General features: G+C 73.9%; 20 protein-coding genes. 6 read left to right on the top strand and 14 right to left on the bottom strand.

Annotation, left to right across the window (positions count from 1 at the left end; translation table 11 throughout):
* Window positions 1-41 precede the first annotated feature (41 nt).
* The 3 genes from ACTJK8_RS24125 to holA all read left to right on the top strand — a co-directional run bounded on the left by ACTJK8_RS24125 (window position 42) and on the right by holA (window position 2,757).
* Entirely contained in the window at window positions 42-1,001 is a 960-nt protein-coding gene (locus ACTJK8_RS24125; protein WP_024828976.1) for an AEC family transporter, read from the top strand.
* A gap of 166 nt (window positions 1,002-1,167) precedes the next feature.
* Window positions 1,168-1,713, top strand: a complete 546-nt coding sequence (gene lptE / locus ACTJK8_RS24130) for an LPS assembly lipoprotein LptE (protein WP_012321023.1) — start codon at window positions 1,168-1,170, stop codon at window positions 1,711-1,713.
* Window positions 1,714-1,719: 6 nt separating this feature from the next.
* Window positions 1,720-2,757 (top strand): DNA polymerase III subunit delta, encoded by a 1,038-nt coding sequence (holA, locus tag ACTJK8_RS24135; RefSeq protein ID WP_024828977.1) that lies wholly within the window; start codon window positions 1,720-1,722, stop codon window positions 2,755-2,757.
* A gap of 6 nt (window positions 2,758-2,763) precedes the next feature.
* Here holA and ACTJK8_RS24140 read toward each other — a convergent pair whose 3' ends face one another.
* The 5 genes from ACTJK8_RS24140 to mnmG all read right to left on the bottom strand — a co-directional run bounded on the left by ACTJK8_RS24140 (window position 2,764) and on the right by mnmG (window position 7,881).
* A complete protein-coding gene (locus ACTJK8_RS24140) occupies window positions 2,764-3,498 on the bottom strand; it encodes a class I SAM-dependent methyltransferase (protein ID WP_012321021.1) in 735 nt (244 codons plus the stop codon).
* A 40-nt stretch (window positions 3,499-3,538) separates the two neighbouring features.
* Window positions 3,539-4,432, bottom strand: a complete 894-nt coding sequence (locus tag ACTJK8_RS24145; protein WP_440762637.1) for a ParB/RepB/Spo0J family partition protein — start codon at window positions 4,430-4,432, stop codon at window positions 3,539-3,541.
* Window positions 4,433-4,493: 61 nt separating this feature from the next.
* Window positions 4,494-5,351: a ParA family protein gene (locus tag ACTJK8_RS24150; RefSeq protein ID WP_012321019.1), complete on the bottom strand. Its 858-nt coding sequence runs from the start codon at window positions 5,349-5,351 to the stop codon at window positions 4,494-4,496.
* Window positions 5,348-5,983 (bottom strand): 16S rRNA (guanine(527)-N(7))-methyltransferase RsmG, encoded by a 636-nt coding sequence (gene rsmG, locus ACTJK8_RS24155; RefSeq protein ID WP_012321018.1) that lies wholly within the window; start codon window positions 5,981-5,983, stop codon window positions 5,348-5,350. The genes ACTJK8_RS24150 and rsmG overlap by 4 nt, the downstream gene beginning before the upstream one ends.
* The gene (gene mnmG, locus ACTJK8_RS24160) at window positions 5,980-7,881 is read right to left on the bottom strand and encodes a tRNA uridine-5-carboxymethylaminomethyl(34) synthesis enzyme MnmG (RefSeq protein WP_116656693.1); all 1,902 of its coding nucleotides are present in this window, start codon (window positions 7,879-7,881) and stop codon (window positions 5,980-5,982) included. Before mnmG ends, rsmG begins: the two co-directional genes overlap by 4 nt.
* Window positions 7,882-8,287: 406 nt before the next feature.
* Here mnmG and ACTJK8_RS24165 point away from each other — a divergent pair, with 406 nt between their 5' ends.
* A complete protein-coding gene (locus ACTJK8_RS24165; protein WP_012321016.1) occupies window positions 8,288-8,437 on the top strand; it encodes a hypothetical protein in 150 nt (49 codons plus the stop codon).
* Window positions 8,438-8,492: 55 nt separating this feature from the next.
* Here ACTJK8_RS24165 and ACTJK8_RS24170 read toward each other — a convergent pair whose 3' ends face one another.
* Window positions 8,493-8,714 (bottom strand): heavy-metal-associated domain-containing protein, encoded by a 222-nt coding sequence (locus tag ACTJK8_RS24170; RefSeq protein WP_012321015.1) that lies wholly within the window; start codon window positions 8,712-8,714, stop codon window positions 8,493-8,495.
* A 67-nt stretch (window positions 8,715-8,781) separates the two neighbouring features.
* Complete coding sequence (locus tag ACTJK8_RS24175) at window positions 8,782-9,654, bottom strand: MipA/OmpV family protein (RefSeq protein WP_043074471.1); 873 nt, start codon at window positions 9,652-9,654, stop codon at window positions 8,782-8,784.
* Between the two features lie 240 nt (window positions 9,655-9,894).
* On the opposite strand from ACTJK8_RS24175, the gene ACTJK8_RS24180 reads away from it, so the two are divergent.
* A complete protein-coding gene (locus tag ACTJK8_RS24180; RefSeq protein WP_083460973.1) occupies window positions 9,895-11,424 on the top strand; it encodes an EAL domain-containing protein in 1,530 nt (509 codons plus the stop codon).
* Between the two features lie 27 nt (window positions 11,425-11,451).
* On the opposite strand, the gene ACTJK8_RS24185 is transcribed toward ACTJK8_RS24180, so the two are convergent.
* The 5 genes from ACTJK8_RS24185 to bla form a co-directional block, all read right to left on the bottom strand.
* Window positions 11,452-12,738, bottom strand: coding sequence for an OprO/OprP family phosphate-selective porin (locus ACTJK8_RS24185; RefSeq protein ID WP_440762628.1), 1,287 nt, complete (start codon window positions 12,736-12,738; stop codon window positions 11,452-11,454).
* Between the two features lie 117 nt (window positions 12,739-12,855).
* Window positions 12,856-13,704, bottom strand: coding sequence for a pantoate--beta-alanine ligase (panC, locus tag ACTJK8_RS24190; RefSeq protein ID WP_440762629.1), 849 nt, complete (start codon window positions 13,702-13,704; stop codon window positions 12,856-12,858).
* A 97-nt stretch (window positions 13,705-13,801) separates the two neighbouring features.
* A complete protein-coding gene (locus ACTJK8_RS24195; RefSeq protein WP_024828984.1) occupies window positions 13,802-14,158 on the bottom strand; it encodes a hypothetical protein in 357 nt (118 codons plus the stop codon).
* Between the two features lie 67 nt (window positions 14,159-14,225).
* Window positions 14,226-14,723, bottom strand: coding sequence for an aminoacyl-tRNA deacylase (locus ACTJK8_RS24200; RefSeq protein ID WP_063110098.1), 498 nt, complete (start codon window positions 14,721-14,723; stop codon window positions 14,226-14,228).
* Between the two features lie 11 nt (window positions 14,724-14,734).
* Complete coding sequence (bla, locus tag ACTJK8_RS24205) at window positions 14,735-15,613, bottom strand: class A beta-lactamase (RefSeq protein WP_440762630.1); 879 nt, start codon at window positions 15,611-15,613, stop codon at window positions 14,735-14,737.
* Window positions 15,614-15,734: 121 nt separating this feature from the next.
* Between bla and mnmE the strand changes: the two genes are divergently transcribed.
* Window positions 15,735-17,060, top strand: coding sequence for a tRNA uridine-5-carboxymethylaminomethyl(34) synthesis GTPase MnmE (gene mnmE, locus ACTJK8_RS24210; RefSeq protein ID WP_024828986.1), 1,326 nt, complete (start codon window positions 15,735-15,737; stop codon window positions 17,058-17,060).
* An 80-nt stretch (window positions 17,061-17,140) separates the two neighbouring features.
* Here the strand turns inward: mnmE and ACTJK8_RS24215 are convergent, their stop codons facing one another.
* Both ACTJK8_RS24215 and ACTJK8_RS24220 read right to left on the bottom strand, forming a co-directional pair.
* Window positions 17,141-17,620 (bottom strand): hypothetical protein, encoded by a 480-nt coding sequence (locus tag ACTJK8_RS24215; protein WP_012321006.1) that lies wholly within the window; start codon window positions 17,618-17,620, stop codon window positions 17,141-17,143.
* 196 nt (window positions 17,621-17,816) lie between these two features.
* Entirely contained in the window at window positions 17,817-19,439 is a 1,623-nt protein-coding gene (locus ACTJK8_RS24220) for an ABC-F family ATP-binding cassette domain-containing protein (RefSeq protein WP_012321005.1), read from the bottom strand.
* Window positions 19,440-19,545 lie beyond the last annotated feature (106 nt).

The following is a 19,545-nucleotide window of genomic DNA, read 5'->3' on the forward strand; positions in this document are numbered from 1 at the left end:
CGTCCTAAGGCCGGAGCATCGTCCTCCGACCCGGACCCGCCATGCTCTCGACCCTGCTGGTCGTGCTGCCGATCTTCGCGCTGATCTTCGCCGGCTGGCTGACGCGGCGGATCGGGGTGCTCGGGGCCGCCGCCACCACCGAGCTCAACCGGTTCGTGGTCTTCCTGGCCCTGCCGGCGCTCCTGTTCGACGTGACCGCGCACGCCCACTGGAGCGCCATCTGGAAGCCCGGCTTCATCGGCGCCTTCGGGCTCAGCAGCCTCGCGGTCTTCGGCCTCACCGTGATGATCCGGCGCGGGGCGGGGCGGCCGCTGGCCGACGCCGCGGTCGACGGCCTCAACGCCGGCTACGCCAATACCGGCTTCATGGGCTTCCCGCTGGCGCTGGTCGCCTTCGGGCCGGAGGCGCTCGCGCCCACCACGGTGGCGGCGATCCTCACGGTCTGCGGCGTGTTCGCGGTGGCGATCGTGCTGATTGAGACCGGTCTGCGGCGCGAGGCGGCCGCCACGGGCCGCGGCGGCGGGGCCCGCCGGCCGGTCTGGTGGACGGTTATCCGCTCCCTCGTGCGCAACCCGCTGCTGGTGGCGCCGGCGCTGGGCGCCCTGGTGCCGAGCGCCGGGCTGACCGTGCCGGAGGCGGTGGCCACGTTCCTGAAGCTCCTCGGCGGCGCGGCGGCGCCCTGCGCCCTGGTGGCGCTCGGCCTGTTCCTGGCCCAGGCCCGCCACACCGGGGGCGGGCAGGGGCGCACCGCCGCGCTGCTCGTCGGCCTGAAGCTCGCGCTCCACCCGCTCCTGGCCTACGGCCTCGGCCGCTACCTGTTCGACCTGCCCCCGCTCCTGCTCCACACCGCCGTGCTCATGGCCGCCCTCCCCACCGGCACCGGGCCGTTCATGCTGGCCGAGTTCTACCGGCGCGAGGCCGACCTGACCGCCACCGTGGTGCTGGCCTCCACCGTGCTGGCCATCGTCACGGTCTCGGCCTACCTCGCGGCGATCGCCTAGGCGTCGCCACCCCCCGGCGCTCCGGCGCTCCGCGGCCTCACGGTCGGAAACGGGACGATCACGCTCTTGCCGCAGAGGAATCGTAACGTTTGCCCCGTAGCGTCGTGGCGCGGCACGCCGTGTCCGCGCTAGAACGATCCGACAGGCAGGGGCGGAACGACGGCGGATGGTGGGTTCGGGAGTTTCCATCGCGGGGCGTATCGCACGCCTCGCCTGCGCGACGGGCCTGGCGCTGAGCCTCTCGGCCTGCTTCCGGCCGCTCTACGGGCCGACCGCCTCGGGAGAATCCGTCCAGGCGCTGCTCGCCTCGGTGCAGGTCGACGACGTGGCGATGGCCCAGGGCCAGGAGCGCCTCGGCCACTACCTGCGCAGCGAGCTGGTCTTCGACCTCGACGGGTCCGGCCATCCGGCGACCAAGCGCTACCGGCTCAAGCTCTCGGGCTCCGAGATCGTGCAGACCCCGATCGTCTCGTCCACCACCGGCCGCGCCGAGGCCGGCACCCTGGTGGCCAACATCAAGTACAGCCTGGAGGACATGGCCGGCACCAAGGTCTACACCGAGGGTGTCGCCACCTCGACCGCGACCTACGACCGCTCGGTCCAGCGCTTCGCCAGCCAGCGGGCGGCGCGGGACGCCGAGATCCGGCTGGCGAGCGTGCTGTCCGATCAGATCAAGAGCCGCCTCGCGGCCGTGCTCTCGACAAAGCCGTAACCCGACGTGACGGCAGTCAAGGCCGGCGAGATCGAGGGGCTGATCCGGCGCGGGCCCGATCCGCGCATCCCCGTCATCCTGGTCTTCGGGCCCGATACCGGTCTGGTGACCGAGCGGGCCCGGAAGCTCGCCGAGGATTTCGTCGACGATCCGGCCGATCCCTTCGCGCTGGTGCGGATCGACGGCGACGCCCTGGCCGCCGATCCGGGCCGGCTGTGCGACGAGGCCGGGACGATGGGCCTGTTCGGCGGCCGCCGGTCGATCTGGGTCCGGCCCGGCACGCGCAACTACGCGCCCGCCGTCGAGGCGGTGCTGGGCGCGACCGTCGCCGACGCCCGCATCGTGGTGGAGGCCGGCGACCTCGCCAAGAACAACCCGCTCCGCACCCTCTGCGAGCGCTCGCCGAAGGCGCTCGCGATCCCCTGCTACGCCGACGACGAGCGGACCCTCTCGGACCTGATCGAGCGCACCCTCCAGGAGCGCGGCCTGCGCATCGACCGCGCCGCCCGGGAGGTCCTGGCCCGCAGCCTCGGCGGCGACCGTCGCGCGAGCCTGATGGAGATCGAGAAGCTCGCCCTCTACGCCGCGGGGGAGGGGGACAAGACCGTGACCCTCGAGCACGTCGAGGCCGTCACCAGCGACGTCGCGGCGAGCGTGCTCAACACCCTGATCGACGCCGCCTTCGACGGCCGCCGCGAGGCGGTGGAGCGCGACTACCGCCGCTTCCGGCACGAGGGCCTCGATCCGGGCGTGGTGCTGGGCTCGGCGCTGCGGCACGCCCTGACACTGCTCACCACCCGCCTCGACAATCCCGAGAAGACGCCCGCTATGATGGCCGCGACCTGGCGGGGCCTGCATTTCAAGCGCAAGGCCAGCATCGAGGGCCAGCTCGGCGCGTGGCCGCCCGGCACCCTCCGCCAGGCCGTCGCGGCCCTGCAGGAGGCCGTCCTCGCCTGCCGGCGGGCCGAGCCCGACCTGGCCCACGCGCTGGCCTCGGCGGCCCTCCTGCGGGTCGCGGAGGCGGGGGCACGGCGGCGGCGCTAGCCGGGCTCAGGCGCCGTCCGCGCCCCCGGCACGGCGGCGCGCGAGCCACGCGCCCCAGAACAGGCTGGAGAAGAAGCGGGTCGGCGTCCCGAAGCCGGCGGCATCCAGCAGGTCCGCGACGGCCTCCTCGGAGTGGGGCGGGTCGGCGCCCTGCAGGATCTTCCCGCGCCGGGCCTCGATCTCGTCGGCGCCGGCGCCCTGCTGGCGCCAGCGCTCGCCCCAGGCCGCCAGGAGCAGGGGCTGGCTCGCGTAGGCGTAGTGGTTGCCGGCGAGCACCAGGGGCGCCCCCGGCCTCAGGTGTCCGGCGATGGCGTGCAGGATCGCCCGCTTCTCCGCGTCGCCCGGCAGATGGTGGAGCACGCCGATCAGGGTCGCGGCGTCGTAGGTCGCGTCGCGGGGGAGGGCCTCCACCGGGCCGCGGACGATCTCGGTCCGGTCGGCGAGTCCGTCCCGCTCCAGCCGCGCGACCGTCAGGTCCATCATGGCGCTGGAGGGGTCGACGGCGGTGAAGCGCCAGGCCGGCTCGAGGGCCGCCGCGGTGACGATCTCCGTGCCGCCCCCGCCCGCGCCGACGACCAGCAGCCGCGCGGGCGCGCCGCGACCCAGGGCGGCGGCGAGCATGCAGGCGGCGAGCTCGTGGCAGGCGTCGTAGCCCGCCAGGGCGATCCGGCTCTGCTGCGCGTACGCCCCGGCCCGGTCGGCGTCGAACTTCCGCGCCGCCGCGCCGCCCTGCTCGGCCAAGCTCCGCTCCTCCGCTCTACGGGGCGCCGACGGCGCCGCCTCAGGCGTCCGAGACCTTGAACCGGTTGAGCAGGGCCTGCAGCTCGTCCTGGGTCTCGTAGCGGATGCGGATCTCGCCCGAATCGGCGTCCTTCGGCTTGTAGGAGACCGGGACGCCGAGCGCCCGGTGGATCCGCAGCTCCAGGTCGCGCACCGTCGCGGGGCGCTCGGCCGAGAGGCGCGGGCGCCCCGGGCGCGGCGTCTCGGCCGGGGCGGCCTCCGCGGAGGCGATGGCCTCCACGTCCCGGACCGACAGGCTCTCGGCCACGACGCGGCGCGCCGTCGCCTCGGGATCGCGCACGGCCAGCAGCGCGCGGGCGTGGCCGGCGGTCAGCTCGCCGGCGGTGACCCGCTCCTGCACGGACAGCGGCAGGTTGAGCAGCCGGAGCGTGTTGGCGAGGTGGCTGCGGCTCTTGCCCAGGATCTCGGCCAGCTCCTTCTGGGTGTACGAGAAATCTTTCATCAGGCGCTCGTACCCGGACGCCTCCTCGATCGCGTTGAGGTCGGTGCGCTGGACGTTCTCCAGGATGGCGAATTCCAGCGAGCCGCGGTCGTCGATCTCGACCACCACCACCGGCACCTCGTCGAGGCCGGCGCGCTGGGCGGCCCGCCAGCGCCGCTCGCCGGCCACGATCTCGTAGGTCCCGGGCACGTCGGCGATCGGGCGGACCACGATCGGCTGGATGATGCCCCGCTGACCGATCGAGGCCGCCAGCTCGGACAGCTCCGTCTCGGCGAAGCTCCGGCGCGGGTTGCGCGGGTTGGCGCGCAGGAACTCGATCTGGACCCTGCGCTGCTCCTCGGCCTTGGCCGAGGCGCGGCCGGCCTCGTTGAAGTCACCGATCAGCGCCGCGAGCCCGCGCCCCAGTCGAGGCTTCGCCCCCTCCTCCGCCATGATCGCCACCCGTGTCACGCTCCACACTCGCCCCTCGTACCGGGAGGGGGACTCAAATCCGTCAGGCCGCGGCCGGAACCCGGCCCTCGCGCTGGATCACCTCCGAGGCGAGGCGCAGGTAGGCCTGACTGCCGGCGCATTTCAGGTCGTACAGCAGCGCCGGCTTGCCGTGCGAGGGCGCCTCGGAGATCCGGACATTGCGGGGGATCACGGTCTCGTAGACCTTGTCGCCCATGAACCCGCGCACGTCCGCCACCACCTGGGCGGAGAGGTTGTTGCGCGGGTCGAACATCGTCAGCACGATGCCCTGGATCGTCAGCTTCGGGTTCAGGGCGCCGCGGACCTGCTCGACGGTGCGCAGCAGCTGGCTGAGGCCCTCCAGGGCGAAGAACTCGCACTGCAGCGGCACCAGCACCGCGTCGGCGGCCGCCAGCGCGTTGATGGTCAGCAGGTTGAGCGAGGGCGGGCAGTCGATCAGGACGTAGCTGATCCGGCTCAGGCTCGGCGCCTGGGTCAGGCTCTTCAGGACGCCGCGCAGCCGGTGCGCCCGGTCGGGGAGGGTGGCCAGCTCCAGCTCCAGGCCGAGGAGGTCCATGGTCGAGGGCGCCAGCGACAGCCGCGGCACGGCGGTGGGGACCACGGCCTGCGCCAGGGAGGCCTCGCCGGCCATGACCTCGTAGGTCGAGACCCGGCGCTTGGCGCGGTCGATCCCGAGGCCCGTGGAGGCGTTGCCCTGCGGGTCGAGGTCGATCACCAGCACGTCCTCGCCGATCGCCGCCAGGGCGGTGCCGAGGTTGATCGCCGTCGTGGTCTTGCCGACGCCGCCCTTCTGGTTGGCGAGCGCCAGCACGCGCAGAGGGCGTCGCATGGATGAATCCATGGACCGGTCGGCGGGATCGCCGAGGATCGCTTCGCTCATCGGTGGCTCGGGGCGGCGAGGGCAGTGACGCGCACGATCCGGGCTTCGGAATCGGTCCGGCTCGGCACGAGGTCGTTAACGACTCTCCACTGCGCGCCGGCCTGGGTCAATTCGGCTTGTACGTCCCGCCCCTTCGGAAACAGGCCGGTGGTGCCCGTTTTCAACAGAGGCTCGGTCCAGGCGAGGAGCTGCGTCATCGGGGCGAGGGCGCGGGCGCAGACCACGTCGGTCCCGCCGTACTCACCGATCACCGCCTCGATCCGCGCGTTGCGCACCCGGGCCGGGGCCTCGGTCAGCCGGGCGGTCTCGGTGAGGAAGGCGCATTTGCGCGCGTTGCTCTCCACGAGGTCGACCCGGACGCCGCGCTCCCGGCCGGCGATGGCCAGGATCAGGCCCGGGATGCCCGCCCCGGAGCCGAGATCGAGCCACGTGCGGGCCTCCGGCGCGAGGTCGAGCAGTTGCAGCGCGTCGTCGATATGGCGGCTCCAGACCTCCGTCAGGGTCGCGGGGCCGACGAGGTTCTTGATGGGCTGCCAGCGTCGCAGCTGCGCCACGTAGAGGTCGAGCCGCTCCGCTGTTTCACGTGAAACACCGGCAGCCGCCAGGACACGGGCGCGATCCGGATCGCTCATGCCGGGTGCCGGTCCACGGGGGCCGACGGCGCGCGCGCGCCGCGCCTTGCGTGGGCGGCCAGGAGGGTGAGGGCCGCCGGGGTGACGCCCTCGATCCGGGCCGCCTGCCCCAGGGTCCCGGGGCGCACGGTCTCGAGCTTCACCCGCATCTCGTTCGAGAGGCCGCTGATCGCCGCGTAGTCGAGCCCCGGCGGCAGGCGCACCGCCTCGTCCCGGCGGAAGGCCGCGATGTCGGCGTTCTGGCGGTCGAGGTAGACCGCGTAGGTCGCGTCGGTCTTCATCCGGTCGGCGATCCGCGGGGGGACCTCCGCCAGGTCCGGCCACACCGCCGCCAAGTCCGCCCATCCGATCTCCGGGTACGCGAGCAGCTGGAAGCCGGTGCGGCGGATGCCGTCGCGGTTGAGGCTGATCCCGTGGGGCGCGGCCTGGCTGGGCGTCAGGCTCACCGCGTCGAGGCGGGCGCGGGCCGCGCCGAGCGCCGCCTGGCCGGCCGCGAACTGGGTCGCCCGGTGTCCCCCGACGCAGCCGAGCGCGATCCCGCGCGGCGTCAGCCGGGCGTCGGCGTTGTCGACCCGCAGGGACAGCCGGTACTCCGAGCGCGAGGTGAACATCCGGTACGGCTCGCTGACCCCCTGGGTCACGAGGTCGTCGATCATCACGCCGAGATACGACTCGGCCCGGTCGAAGCCCGCGATGCCGAGGCCGCCCGCGTGCCGGGCGGCATTGAGGCCGGCCACCAGGCCCTGGCCGGCGGCCTCCTCGTAGCCCGTGGTCCCGTTGATCTGGCCGGCCAGGAACAGGCCCGGCAGGCGCTTCACCTGGAGGCCGAGATCGAGCTCCCGGGGATCGACGTAGTCGTACTCGATGGCGTAGCCCGGCCGCAGGATCTCGACCCGCTCCAGGCCCGGGATCAGCCGCACGAGGTCGCGTTGCACCGCCTCCGGCAGCGCCGTCGAGATGCCGTTCGGGTAGATGGTGGGATCGTCGAGCCCTTCAGGTTCCAGGAAAATCTGGTGGCCCTCCCGGTCGCCGAAGCGCACCACCTTGTCCTCGATCGACGGGCAGTAGCGCGGGCCCCGGCTGGCGATGCCGCCGGAATACATCGGCGAGCGGTGCAGGTTGGCGCGGATCAGGTCGTGGACGGCCCGGGTGGTCCGGGTGATGCCGCAGCGGATCTGCGGGTTGGTGATCCGCTCGGTCAGCGTCGAGAACGGCACCGGCTCGGCGTCGGCCTCCTGCATCTCCAGGCCGGACCAGTCGATGGTCCGCCCGTCGAGGCGCGGGGGCGTGCCGGTCTTCAGGCGCCCGAGGCGGAGGCCGAGGCGTTCGAGGGTCTGGGCCAGCCCGACCGCCGGCGCCTCGCCGACGCGGCCCGCCGGGATCTGCCGCTCGCCGATATGGATCAGGCCGCGCAGGAAGGTGCCGGTGGTCAGCACCACCGCGCCGCAGGCGAGGGTCCGCCCGTCCGCCAGGACGAGGCCGCAGAGGCGGCCCTCGGCGTCGAAGGCCAGATCCTCGCACGCGCCCGCGACCACGGTGAGGCCGGCGGTCTCGGCCACGGCGGTCTGCATGGCGGCCGCGTAGAGCTTGCGGTCGGCCTGGGTGCGCGGACCGCGCACCGCCGGTCCCTTGCGGCGGTTGAGCAGGCGGAACTGGATGCCGGCCGCGTCGGCGACCCGGCCCATCAGCCCGTCCAGGGCATCGACCTCGCGGACGAGGTGGCCCTTGCCGAGGCCGCCGATCGCCGGGTTGCAGGACATCGCGCCGATCGTCGCGGGATCGTGGGTGACCAGCGCGGTGCGCGCGCCGCAGCGCGCGGCGGCGGCGGCGGCCTCGACGCCGGCATGGCCGCCGCCGACGACCGCGACGTCGAACCGTGCGGAGGAGGTGGTGAGCATCGGGTACCGAGCAGCCTTTCGCAGATATTCCGCCGCGGGTGCGGGCGGCGCGCGCGCCGTGCACGGCCCGCGCGCGCGGGGACCGGCGGATCTGCCGGGAGGTCTAAGCGCGCCCGGGCGCGGCGGTCAACGCGTCCGGATCCCGCGCGCCCGGGACGGCGCCCCGCACGGCAGGACTCATCTGAATGCGGTATTCAACACCCGAGCCGCGGAAAGATCTGTTGTTCCCGCGGGCGTTGCTGGAGAAGGCTCTGCGATGACTTGCCTGCAATCTCTTGCCAGCCGCTCCGGGCCGTGCAAATCTTGCGCCGTGACGCGATCCTGAGCGGACAACGCCGTTCGCCAGGCCCACGAGAGGGACCGGTTTCGCCGCGCCGCGGAGCGACGCGCGAGGAGGAGACTCAAGATGTCGTCGCTGACAATCGGCCTGGGCGCCGCCTGTTGCGCGGCCGGCGCCGCCGCCCATTTCCTCGACCGCACCAAGCGCAAGGAAGGCCTGTTCGGCCTCGCGGGCTTCGCCCTGTTGCTGACCGGGATGTTCCTGAGCCGCTCCTGAGAGGGGGCCGCGCACGGGGCCTCCGGCGTCCGCGGCCTCGGGAGGCCGCGGCGGCTCAGCCGGTCATGGCCGTCGCGGTGTAGCCGGCCTTGGTCAGGGCTTCGGCGATGGTCAGCGCCTGCGCGTCGGTGCGGATCGCCACGCGCGCGGCGTCCCGGTCGACCCGCACGTCGGCGGCGGGATCGACCCGCTTCACCGTGCGGGTCACCGCGGCGGCGCAGCCGTCGCAGGTCATGCCCTCGACTCGCATCAGCAGGTCGGCGCGCGTCTCGTCCATCCGGGCCTCCATGGCGTGTCCCCGGAATGTCGGGACCCGGCGGGGCCGGCGCAAGCCGGGGCGCGGCTCAGAACAGCGCCGGCATGCGGAAGGCGTAATCGACGCGCAGGCCGAACTGGTACTGGTTGGGGTTGCCGAACGGGCGCCGCACCAGCGGGCTGTCGCCGGAGGCGCCCAGGATCCGGGTGTAGCCGGCATAGGCCGTGTAGGACCAAGTCTCGCTCTGGGTGTAGGTCACGCCGCCGAGCACGCCCGCCGAGTAGAAGCTGCGCGGATCGTAGGGGGTGACGCGCCCGTTCAGCGCCGCCTCGATCGGCGAGACGCCGAAGTATTTCCGGGCGTAGCTGGCGTCGCCGACGTTCAGGCGCGGCCCGACGGAGAACAGGAACTTCTCCGCCGGGATCAGGTAGTCGGCCGCCACCGAGCCGACCGTGCCGTGGTGGCCGTAGAGGCCCTGGCGCACCTCGACGCGGGTCCGGATGAACGAGACCGGGTAGAACTCCGCGAACACGCCCGGCTCCACGGCGAAGCGGGCGTCGCGGAAGCCGTACAGGTGGCGCCTGTCGTCGCCGTAGTAGCGCCCCGGCACGAAGCGCGCGGTCGGGCCGATCCGGAACGACTCGGTGTCGAACAGCGACAGGCTGAACCCGTCATCCGGCGTCGAGAAGCGGCGCGGCTCGCCCACCCGGCGGACATCGATCGAGGGATAGCCGACGGCCGTATAGTCGCTGGCGCCCGGATAGCGCGGCACGGCCTGGATCGAGCCGCTCAGCGTGACGATCCAAGTGTTGGGATCGACCATCGCGAAGGTCGGCGTGGTGCGCGGAAGATCCGCGTTGAGATCGGCGGCCCGCGGCGCCGTCGTGCCGAAGGCCGCGACGAGCGCGCCGGCGCCGAGAACGGCGCGATATCGGGGAGTACGCGGGGGGACGGGCGTCATGGCCACGCTTTATGATCCTTTTTCATCCCGTCCGCATTCGCAAGCCGCGCAACCCTCCCCGGATCGCCCCGCAATCGGGTCCGCCGTGATGAATCCGCAACGTTCCAGCGGGCGCCGGCGTCACACCGCCCGGAATTAACAGGCGGTGGCGCTCCATCGCGGTCCCGGAGCCTTGCCGGGCAGGGTGCGGGTGGCCAATGATCCTGCGATTCGGTTCGCGCCCGGTGGGGATCGCTCGGGATGTCCCCCGGCGACCGGCGCGCGTTCCTGGCAGGTGTTCAGACGATGGTCCCGGTCCTCGGCCGGTACGCGGGGCTGCTGACGGTCGGCCTTCTCGGGCTCGTCGTGTTCGGGCCGCTCGCGGTGTTCCTGCCGCTCTGGAGTGCCCTGACGCTCGGCGCCGCGGCCGCCGCGGCGGGCGGTCTCGCCCTCACCCGTATCGCCACCCTCAAGGCGCGCTGCGAGAAGCTGTCCGGCGAGGTCGACCTGCTGTCCCGGCGCCTGCTCAAGGTCGAGACGGCGGCCGCGACCGCGGCGGCCCAGCCGCGGCCCGAGGCCGCGGAGGCCGCCCTGCGGGCGCAGATCGAGGAACTGACCGTCGAGTTCGGGCTCCTCAGCGGGATCGTCCGCGACCTCACCACGGTCGTGAGCGCCCAGGATGCCGAGATCGCGGGCCTCAAGGCGCGGCCGGCGATCGGGCCCGGAATCGCGCCCGCCGAGGCGCCCCGGCCGCAGACCGCGGCGGCGCCCGCCGCTGCCCTTCCGGACGCCGCCGCCCCGTCGCTGCCGCAGCCGAGGGGCCCGGCCGCCCCGCTCGAGCGGGTCCCGCCCGGGCCGCAGCCGGCTCCGGCCGACCGGCAGCCCGCCCCGGACCCGACCCCGGCCGTCCCGGCGCGGCCGATCCCGCCGCGGCCGATCCCGCCCCGGCCCGCGGCCGCGCCCGCCGACGAGGGCGCGATCGTCGCGGCCTTCGAGGGCGACGGCCTGGAGATCCACCTGCAGCCGGTCGTCACCCTGCCGCAGCGCAAGGTGGTGGCCTACGAGGCGCTGGCCCGGCTGCGGATCGGCGGCCCCGGCGCGCCGCCGGCCGAGCCCGAGGTGTTCCTGCCGGTGCTGGAGCGCTACGGGCGCACCACCGAACTCGACCGCCGGATGCTCCAACGGGCCACCATCGTGGCGCGCCACCTCGCCCGGCGCGGCAGCGAGACCCTGCTGACCTACGGGCTGTCGCCGCTGTCGCTGTTCGAGCCCGGCCTGCTGCGCGAGCTGGCGCGCACGGCCGCGGACGATCCGGCCCTGGCCGGCCTCACCATCGCGCTGCCGCAGGAGAGCTGGCGCCGTCTCGACGCCGGCCAGCGGGGCCTGCTGGCGCCCCTGCAGGGTCGGATCGGGTTCAGCCTCGACCGCCCGGACGACCTCCGCTTCGACGCGGCCGAGCTGGCGGCGCTCGGCATCGGGCAGGTCAAGGTGCCGGCCGAGATGCTGCTCCGGCCCGGCACGAGTCGCGGCAGCCTGTCGGACATCGCCCTCGAGGACACCGCGCCGGCCCTGGCCCGGGCCGGGATCCGCGTCGTCGCCACGGGCGTCGCCGACGAGGCCGACGTCCCGGACCTGATCGATCTCGACGTGCCGTTCGCGCAGGGGACGGCTTTCGCGGCCCCGCGGCCGGTGCGCGCGGAGGTCCTGGCGGCCCCGCCCGCCGAGGAGCCGACGCCCCCGCCGGAGCCCGAGCGGCGCCCGTTCCGGTCGGTCCTGCGCCGGGCCGTGTGAGGGCTTCGGGCCGCCCGCCGAGCCGCGTCACCAGTAGATCTGCAGGCGCGCGATCACCGTGTCGACCGAGAACGGGCGGGTGCCGAGGGTGTCGGACTGGGCCTCCCCCGGCCGCACGCGCCCGTGGACGACGTTCCCGATCAGCCGCAGATTGGGCTCGGGATACCAGCTCAGGCCGAGGGTCACGTCCTGCTCCATGCCCCCGCGGAAACCGCGGGCGTCCAGGTCGACGGCGCTGTAGCGCGCCGCCAGCTCGAACACGCCGATCCCGCCCCGGGAGAGCCGCTGCGCCTCCGGAACCGTCACGCCCCGGAAGGTCGCGTAGGTCGTGCCGCTCTGCGGCGTCAGCGCGTAGGCGCGGCCCTCGCCGTTGAGCACCAGGGCCGCCTCGACATAGCCGCCCTGGAAATCCAGCGCGGCGCCGGGCTGGCCGGGACCGGGGAACGGCTGCAGCTCGGCCCGGATGTACTCGGCCTGCACCAGGAGCGGGCCGCGGCGATAGGCCAGCTCGGCGCCGAGGCGCGACACGCTGGCGGCGTCGGGGAGATCGCCGGTATCCACCAGGGGGCGCTCGAACAGGAAGGCGCCGGCGGGGCTGGAGAAGCCGAAGGCGCCGTCCGACCGCGACCGGGTGCGGAAGACCCCGGCGAGCCCGAGATGCAGGGTCTCGTCCCCGGTCATGATCGGCGCGACGGTGGCGCGGGCCGCCACCGCGACGCCGTCCCCGTCGATGCCGCTGCTGGCGGCGTTGCCGAACACGCCGGCCACAGCGGTCCAGTTCTTCCCGTGATGTCCGGCCGCGAAACCGAAGCGGCGCTCCGGCACGAGGGCGTTGGCCACCGAGCGCTCGGCGAACAGCGTGTCGTTGTTGCTCTGCAGCCATTCCAGGCTGAAGGGCTCCTTCATGTTGCCGAGGGTCAGGATCGTGTCCGGCACCCCCTTCCAGGCGACCAGCGCGTCGTTGATCGGCAGCATCGGGTCGGCGAAATCGTACTGGAAGGCGATCACCCAGTCGCGGCCGATGGTCAGCGTCGGCTCGATCCAGGCCCGGCGCACGGCGACGTTGTCGGGGAAGGCCTCGGGCAGGTCCGGCCGGCTGAAGCCCGCCGCGCCGCCGTCGATGTGCAGCCGGCCGCCGATCTGGAGCTTCACGTCGGGTTCGGGAAAGGTGAGGGTCAGCCCCTTCGCGTCGTAGCGCAGGCGCTCGCCGGAGGGGCCGGCCATCCCCTCGAACGCGTCCTCGCCGGCGCCGGCGGGACCCGCCAGGGCGAGGGACACGGCCAGGACGGCCGGTGCGGTGCGCGTTCCGATCACGGGAGCAGCAGAAAACAGGTCGGCCGGGCGGCGCCAATCACTTGGCGCACTCAAAGCCGGAAATCCGCGCATCGTGGCCCGGCGGCCACGACCGCCGGCGGCCGGACCGGCGCCGGCCTAGACGGCGCGATTGTCGATCAGCCGGGTCCGGCCCAGGAAGGCCGCGGCGATCACGCGGGCCGGGCCGTCGACCCGCTCCACCGGGACCAGGGTCCGGGCGTCGCAGACCGCGAGGTACTGGACGCGGAACCCCGCCGCCTCCAGCGCCGCCCGCCCGGCGGCGATCCGGCCGGCCACGGGGGTGCCGCTGCGGGACGCGGAGGCGATCTCCGACAAGACGGCGTGGAGCTTCGGGGCGACGGCCCGCTCCTCGGCCGAGAGGTAGCGGTTGCGCGACGACAGCGCGAGGCCGTCGGGCTCGCGCACGGTCGGTACGCCGCGGATCTCCACCGGGAGGTCGAGATCCGCCGCCACCTGCTGGAGCACGCGGAGCTGCTGGAAGTCCTTCTCGCCGAACAGGGCGACGTCCGGCCGGACCTGGTTGAGGAGCTTGGTCACCACCGTGGCGACGCCGGCGAAGTGGCCGGGCCGGAACGGCCCGCACAGGCCGTCGGTCAGGCCGGCGACCTCGATCCGGGTGGCGAAGCCCGGCGGGTACATGGTCTCGACGCTGGGCGTCCAGGCGGCGTCCGCGCCGGCTTGCGCCAGCAGGGCCAGGTCCGCGTCGAGGTCGCGGGGGTAGCGGGCGAAATCCTCGTTCGGGCCGAACTGGGTCGGATTGACGAAGATGCTGGCGACGGTCCGGCGGCCGATCCGCCGCGCCTCGGCCACGAGGGCGAGGTGCCCGTCGTGCAGGGCCCCCATGGTGGGGATCAGGACGACGCGCTCGCCCGCCGCGCGCCACGCCGCCACGCATCCGCGCAGGGCGGCGAGGTCGCGGAAGGACTGGAAGGTCGACTCGGACACGGCACGGGCTCCGGGGGAGGGTGGGGCCGGTCTAGAGCATGATGGGGAGCGGTGGAATCCGGCAGTCCGGTCACGGTCCGCGCGGTCCCGGTCGGCGTCAGGGGCAGTAGGGCAGGAGTGAGCGTCCGAACGGGTCGTCCACGCCGGGCGGCGGCGTGAAGCCGTAGTAGCTCGGATGCCCCAGGCCGTACTCGGAGCCGACATAGCTCGGATCGTCCGGGGCGTTGGTGGGCACGGGCGCCCGCCGGGGCGTGCAGCCCATCGGCGCGGGACGGGACCGGAGGGCGTAGACCGGCCGACGATCGAGGCCGTCGTTGCGCGGGAAGAAGCGGGGGCTGCCACCCGCGCCCGTCTCGACGCCGCCGCGGATGTCGAGGTCGGCCGCGCGGCCCGATCCGGCGAGCAGCAGGACGAATCCGAGCGCCGTCACCGCCCTGCGCGTCGTCGCCCGCATGCCGCCTCCATCCCAGCCGGAAGGCGGCACCGTGCGACGGCAGGGTAAACGGACGCTTACCGCGGGATCACGCGAGCGGCACGACGAGGGCGTTCAGCACGCCGACGAGGTCGCCCTCGGTCAGCCGGATCTGCAAGCCCCGGCCGCCGCCGTTGACGTGGATCTCGGCCGCCGGGTCGGTCAGGGATCCGGCGTCGATCGCGGTCGGGAAGGACCGCTTCTGACCGAGCGGGCTGATCCCACCGACATGGTAGCCGGTCAGCCGCTCGGCGTCGGCCGGCTTGAGCATGGACGCGGCCTTGCCCGAGAAGGCGGCGGCGACCCGCTTCATCGACACCTCCTTGTCGGAGGCCACGAGCAGGCAGACCGTCCGTCCGTCCACCGACGCCATCAGGGTCTTCAGCACGCGTCCCGGGTCCACACCGAGCGCCTCCGCGGCCTGCAGGCCGATGCGCGGGGCGTCCGGATCGTACGCGTAGACGTGGAGGCCGTGGCGGATGCCGGCCTTGTCGAGGGCGAGCGTGGCGCGGGTCGTCTTGGCAGATGTCCTGGTGGGTGTCTTCATGGCTCGTTCGGTCAGGTGGACTGGGCGCGCGCGGCGATGAGGCGGGCGATCTCCGCGTAGGCCGCCGCGCAGGCGTCGGGGGAGGCCGTCGATCCCGTGACGTAGACCGCCACGAGGATCGGCGCACGCCCCGGCGGCCGCAGGATCGCCACGTCGTTGACGGTGCCGTTGTCGCCGCTCCCGGTCTTGTCGCCCGCGCTCCAATCCGGCGGCAGGCCGGCCCGCAGGCGTTTCCGGCCGGTCTCGCAGGCGACCATCCAGGCCTCCAGCCGGTCGCGCGAGGCCGGCGACAGGGTCGTCCCGAGGAGGATCCGACCCAGGGTCGCCCGCATGGCGTCCGGCGTGGTCGTGTCGCGCGGGTCGCCGGGCAGGGCGGTGTTGAGGGTCGGCTCGGTCCGGTCGAGGCGGGTGACGGGATCGCCGGTCGTCCGCAGCCACGCGGTCAGCGCTGCGGGGCCGCCGAGATCCGCCAGGAGCAGGTTGGCGGCCGCGTTGTCGCTCCAGACCAGCGTCGCCGCGCACAGGTCGGCGACGCTCATCCGCCCGGTCCCGCCGCCGGCCTCCAGCGCCTTCCGGGTGACCGGGGCGTAGCTCAGGAGATCGCCGGGACCGTAGGTGACGATCCGGCCGAGGGTCTCGCGGCCGGCATCGACCCGCGCCAGCACCGCCGCGGCCGCCAGGACCTTGAAGGTGCTGCACATCGGGAAGCGCGCGTCGGCGCGGTAGGCGGCGAGGACGCGGTCCGCCGAGGCGACCGCGATCCCGAGGCGGCCACCGAGTCGGCGCTCGATCGCGGTCCAGTCCGGCTCCGCCTCGACGGCGCGCGCGGGGAGGGCGAAGGGCGCGGCGAGCAGGCCGAGGCCGACGGCGCGGCGGGTCCAGACGATCATGGCATCCCCGTTCGAGATCGCGGCCGCGCGCCCGGGCGCGTCACCGCGACGCCGGGATGGTATAGGGCGGCCGCGCGTGTTTCACGTGAAACTCCGCCCCTCCGCGCGGCCCTGTGGGACCATGAACGAGACCGACACGCTCTTCGCCCCGGCCAGCGGCTTCGGCCGGGCCGCCGTCGCGGTCATCCGCATCAGCGGCCCGGCCGCGGGCGGCGTGCTCGCCACCCTGGGCGGCCGCCTGCCGACCCCGCGGCGGCTGTCCCTGCGGAGCCTCAGGGATCCGCGGGACGGCACCGAGCTCGACCGGGCGCTGGTGGCGTGGTTTCCCGGGCCGGACACCTACAGCGGCGAGGATATGGCGGAGCTGCACCTCCACGGCGGCGCGGCCGTGCGGATGCGCGTCCTCGCGACCCTCGCCCGCCTTCCCGGATGCCGGGCGGCCGAGCCCGGGGCGTTCACGCGGCGGGCGGTCCTCAACGGCCGGATGGATCTCGCCGAGGCGGAGGCCGTCGCCGACCTGATCGACGCCGAGACCGAGGGCCAGCGCCGGCAGGCCCTGCGCCAGCTCGACGGCGCGCTCAGCCGGCAGGTGGCCGCGTGGCGCGCGGAGGCGATCGACTGCCTCGCCGCCGCGGAGGCCGCGCTCGACTTCGCCGACGAGGGGGACGTGGACGATGCCGGGCTCGACGCCGCGCTGTTCGACCGCGCCGCGCGCCTGCGGGACGCGGTCGCCGCGACGCTGCGCGACGGCCACCGCGGCGAGCGCCTGCGCGAAGGATTCACGGTGGTGCTGGCGGGGGCGCCCAACAGCGGGAAGTCGACGCTGCTGAACGCCCTGAGCCGGCGGGACGTCGCCATCGTGTCGGACAGCCCGGGGACGACCCGGGACGCCATCGAGGTGCGGCTCGACCTCGGCGGCCTGCCGGTCCTCCTGGTCGACACGGCCGGGCTCCGCGAGACCGCGGAGCCGATCGAGGCGCAGGGCATCGTGCGGACCCGGGCGCGGATCGACACGGCCGATCTGGTGGTCGCCCTCGTGCCCCCCGGCGGTGCTGTCCCGGATCTCGGGCCGGGATGCCGTCCGATCCTGATCGTCCGCACGAAGGCCGATCTTTTTGCCGGCTCACAGCCCGCCGGCGACTCGGCCGACGTGACGGTCTCGGCCCATACCGGCGCCGGCATGGACGCCCTGCTCGACGCGATCCAGGCCGCGGCCGAGGACGGTCTCGGCACCGGCGACGCGCTGATCACCCGCGCCCGTCACAGGGCCGCGCTCGAGGCCTGCGTGGCCCATCTCGACCGCGTCTCCGGGAGCGCCGGCGGTCTGCCGGAGCTGGCCGCGGAGGACCTGCGGCTCGCGGTCCGGGCGCTGGGCGAGGTGGCCGGCCATGTCGGCGTCGAGGACGTCCTCGACCGGCTGTTCAGCGGCTTCTGCATCGGGAAGTAGATCTGTAGCTGGCAACCCATCGGGCGGAAACCGGCCCGGCCGGGCGCCGTCGCCGGCTCCCGCAGCCCTGCGCGGCGGCGCTACCGGGGAATCCGCAGGATCCGCGGCCGCCAGATCCCGAGCGCGACGTTCGCGGTCGCGACCGCCAGCAGGACCCACAGGGTGCCGCGCTCGCCGGTCAGCGAGACGGCCAGCGCCGCTGGATCGACGAGGCCCGCGAGCGCGCGGGCGCTCCGCTCCGCCTCCTGCTTCATCGGGCCCTGCACGTAGACCAGCCCGCCCTCGAACATCAGGACCCCGGTGGCGAGCTTCAGCCAGGCCCACCCGGCATTGAGGAAGGCGCGGTTCAGCGCCATCGCCAGCAGGCCGGACATCAGCGTCACCGCCAGGGCGGGCAGGAAGATCCAGGTGGCGACGGCGCCCATGGCGCCCCGCGTCGCCGCGTAGCCCGCCAGGGCGGACGGCGCGGGCGACAGGCTCAGCATGACGACCAGGGACGCCATGGCCCCCAGCAGCCCCGCGGACCCCATCGTGTGGAGGAACTTCAGCAGGCGTCGCACGGCGTCTCACCCGGGCCGTTTCGGCGCAGCCTAGCGCGGGGCATCGGGGGGCGATAGCGGCGCGCCGGTCGCAGGGCTTCCGGCCGAATCCCCCGCCGTCCCCGCGAGCGGAGCGACGCCGTCCAGCCGCGCCACGCTGATCGAGGTCGCGCTGCCCTGGGGCGCCTCGCTGCGCTCGCGACGACGGCGTGGCCCCTCAGCTGCGCAGGCCGGGCGCCTCCTGGCCGGTGCGGGCCACGTACTCGGTGTAGCCGCCGCCGTACTGGTGGATGCCCTCCGGGGTCACCTCCAGCACCCGGTTCGACAGCGCGGCCAGGAAGTGCCGGTCGTGGGACACGAACAGCATCGTCCCCTCGTAGTTGGCCAGCGCCTCGATCAGCATCTCCTTGGTGCCCATGTCGAGGTGGTTGGTCGGCTCGTCGAGCACCAGGAAGTTCGGCGGGTCGTAGAGCATCAGCGCCATGACCAGCCGGGCCTTCTCGCCGCCCGAGAGCACCCGGCAGCGCTTCTCGACGTCGTCGCCCGAGAAGCCGAAGCAGCCGGCCAGCGCCCGCAGGGACCCCTGGCCGGCCTGCGGGAAGGCATCCTCCAGGGTCTGGAACACGGTGCGGTCGCCCTCGAGCAGGTCCATGGCGTGCTGGGCGAAGTAGCCGAGCTTCACGCTGCCGCCGACCGTGACCGAGCCGTCGTCGGGCGCGGTGGTGCCGGTGACGAGCTTCAGCAGCGTCGACTTGCCGGCGCCGTTGATGCCCATCACGCACCAGCGCTCCTTGCGCCGCACCGAGAAGTCGAGCCCCTCGTAGATCGTGCGGCTGCCGTAGCGCTTGTTCACGCCCTTGAGCATCACGACGTCGTCGCCCGAGCGCGGCGCCGGCTGGAACTCGAACGCCACCGATTGCCGCCGCCGGGGCGGCTCGACCCGCTCGATCTTGTCGAGCTTCTTCACCCGGCTCTGCACCTGGGCGGCGTGGGAGGCCCGGGCCTTGAACCGCTCGATGAAGGCGATCTCCTTCGCCAGCATGGCCTGCTGGCGCTCGTACTGCGCCTGGGCCTGCGCCTCGTTGAGCTTCCGCTGGCCCTCGTAGAAGGCGTAGTCGCCCGAGTAGGTGGTGAGCGCGCCGGCGTCGATCTCGATGATCTTGGTGACGATGCGGTTCATGAACTCGCGGTCGTGCGAGGTCATCAGCAGGGCGCCGTCGTAGCCCTTCAGGAACGATTCGAGCCAGATCAGGCTCTCGATGTCGAGGTGGTTCGACGGCTCGTCGAGGAGCATCACGTCCGGGCGCATCAGCAGGATGCGGGCGAGGGCGACGCGCATCTTCCAGCCGCCCGAGAGGGCGCCGACGTCGCCGTCCATCATCTCCTGGCTGAAGCTCAGCCCGTCGAGCACCTCGCGGGCCCGGCCCTCCAGGGCGTAGCCGTCGAGCTCCTCGAACCGGGCCTGGACCTCGCCGTAGCGCTCGACCAGGGCGTCCATCTCGTCGGCGCGGTCCGGGTCGGCGAGCGCCGCGCCGAGCTCGGCGAGCTCGGCCGCGACCGCGCTCACCGGGCCGGCGCCGTCCATCACCTCGGTGACGACGCTGCGCCCCGACATCTCGCCGACATCCTGACTGAAATAGCCGATGGTGATGCCCCGGTCGGCGGCGACCTGCCCCTCGTCGGGCTGCTCCTGGCCGATGATCATCCGGAACAGGGTGGTCTTGCCGGCCCCGTTCGGGCCGACCAGGCCGACCTTCTCGCCCCGCTGCAGGGCGGCCGAGGCCTCGATGAAGACGAGCTGCCGCCCGTTCTGCTTGGTGATCTTGTCCAGGCGTATCATGGGGCGGGCGCTGTCCGGGAGGTCGCTGTCCGGAAGGTGTCCGGGAGTATCCCGGCCGCTTACGGCATCGGCCGACGCGGCGCAAAGGCAGGGTGCCGCAGTGCGG

It is taken from the genome of Methylobacterium sp. 22177, from assembly GCF_052045615.1.
Lineage (GTDB): Bacteria > Pseudomonadota > Alphaproteobacteria > Rhizobiales > Beijerinckiaceae > Methylobacterium > Methylobacterium radiotolerans.

What these genes read in the sequence shown, in the direction of transcription:
- ACTJK8_RS24125 (WP_024828976.1), top strand. Translation starts at nt 42, where the DNA reads ATGCTCTCGACCCTGCTGGTCGTGCTGCCGATCTTCGCGCTGATCTTC.
- lptE (WP_012321023.1), top strand. Translation starts at nt 1,168, where the DNA reads ATGGTGGGTTCGGGAGTTTCCATCGCGGGGCGTATCGCACGCCTCGCC.
- ACTJK8_RS24145 (WP_440762637.1), bottom strand. Translation starts at nt 4,432, where the DNA reads ATGGCGGAGGAGGGGGCGAAGCCTCGACTGGGGCGCGGGCTCGCGGCG.
- ACTJK8_RS24150 (WP_012321019.1), bottom strand. Translation starts at nt 5,351, where the DNA reads ATGAGCGAAGCGATCCTCGGCGATCCCGCCGACCGGTCCATGGATTCA.
- rsmG (WP_012321018.1), bottom strand. Translation starts at nt 5,983, where the DNA reads ATGAGCGATCCGGATCGCGCCCGTGTCCTGGCGGCTGCCGGTGTTTCA.
- mnmG (WP_116656693.1), bottom strand. Translation starts at nt 7,881, where the DNA reads ATGCTCACCACCTCCTCCGCACGGTTCGACGTCGCGGTCGTCGGCGGC.
- ACTJK8_RS24165 (WP_012321016.1), top strand. Translation starts at nt 8,288, where the DNA reads ATGTCGTCGCTGACAATCGGCCTGGGCGCCGCCTGTTGCGCGGCCGGC.
- ACTJK8_RS24170 (WP_012321015.1), bottom strand. Translation starts at nt 8,714, where the DNA reads ATGGACGAGACGCGCGCCGACCTGCTGATGCGAGTCGAGGGCATGACC.
- ACTJK8_RS24175 (WP_043074471.1), bottom strand. Translation starts at nt 9,654, where the DNA reads ATGACGCCCGTCCCCCCGCGTACTCCCCGATATCGCGCCGTTCTCGGC.
- ACTJK8_RS24180 (WP_083460973.1), top strand. Translation starts at nt 9,895, where the DNA reads ATGTCCCCCGGCGACCGGCGCGCGTTCCTGGCAGGTGTTCAGACGATG.
- ACTJK8_RS24195 (WP_024828984.1), bottom strand. Translation starts at nt 14,158, where the DNA reads ATGCGGGCGACGACGCGCAGGGCGGTGACGGCGCTCGGATTCGTCCTG.
- ACTJK8_RS24200 (WP_063110098.1), bottom strand. Translation starts at nt 14,723, where the DNA reads ATGAAGACACCCACCAGGACATCTGCCAAGACGACCCGCGCCACGCTC.
- bla (WP_440762630.1), bottom strand. Translation starts at nt 15,613, where the DNA reads ATGATCGTCTGGACCCGCCGCGCCGTCGGCCTCGGCCTGCTCGCCGCG.
- mnmE (WP_024828986.1), top strand. Translation starts at nt 15,735, where the DNA reads ATGAACGAGACCGACACGCTCTTCGCCCCGGCCAGCGGCTTCGGCCGG.
- ACTJK8_RS24220 (WP_012321005.1), bottom strand. Translation starts at nt 19,439, where the DNA reads ATGATACGCCTGGACAAGATCACCAAGCAGAACGGGCGGCAGCTCGTC.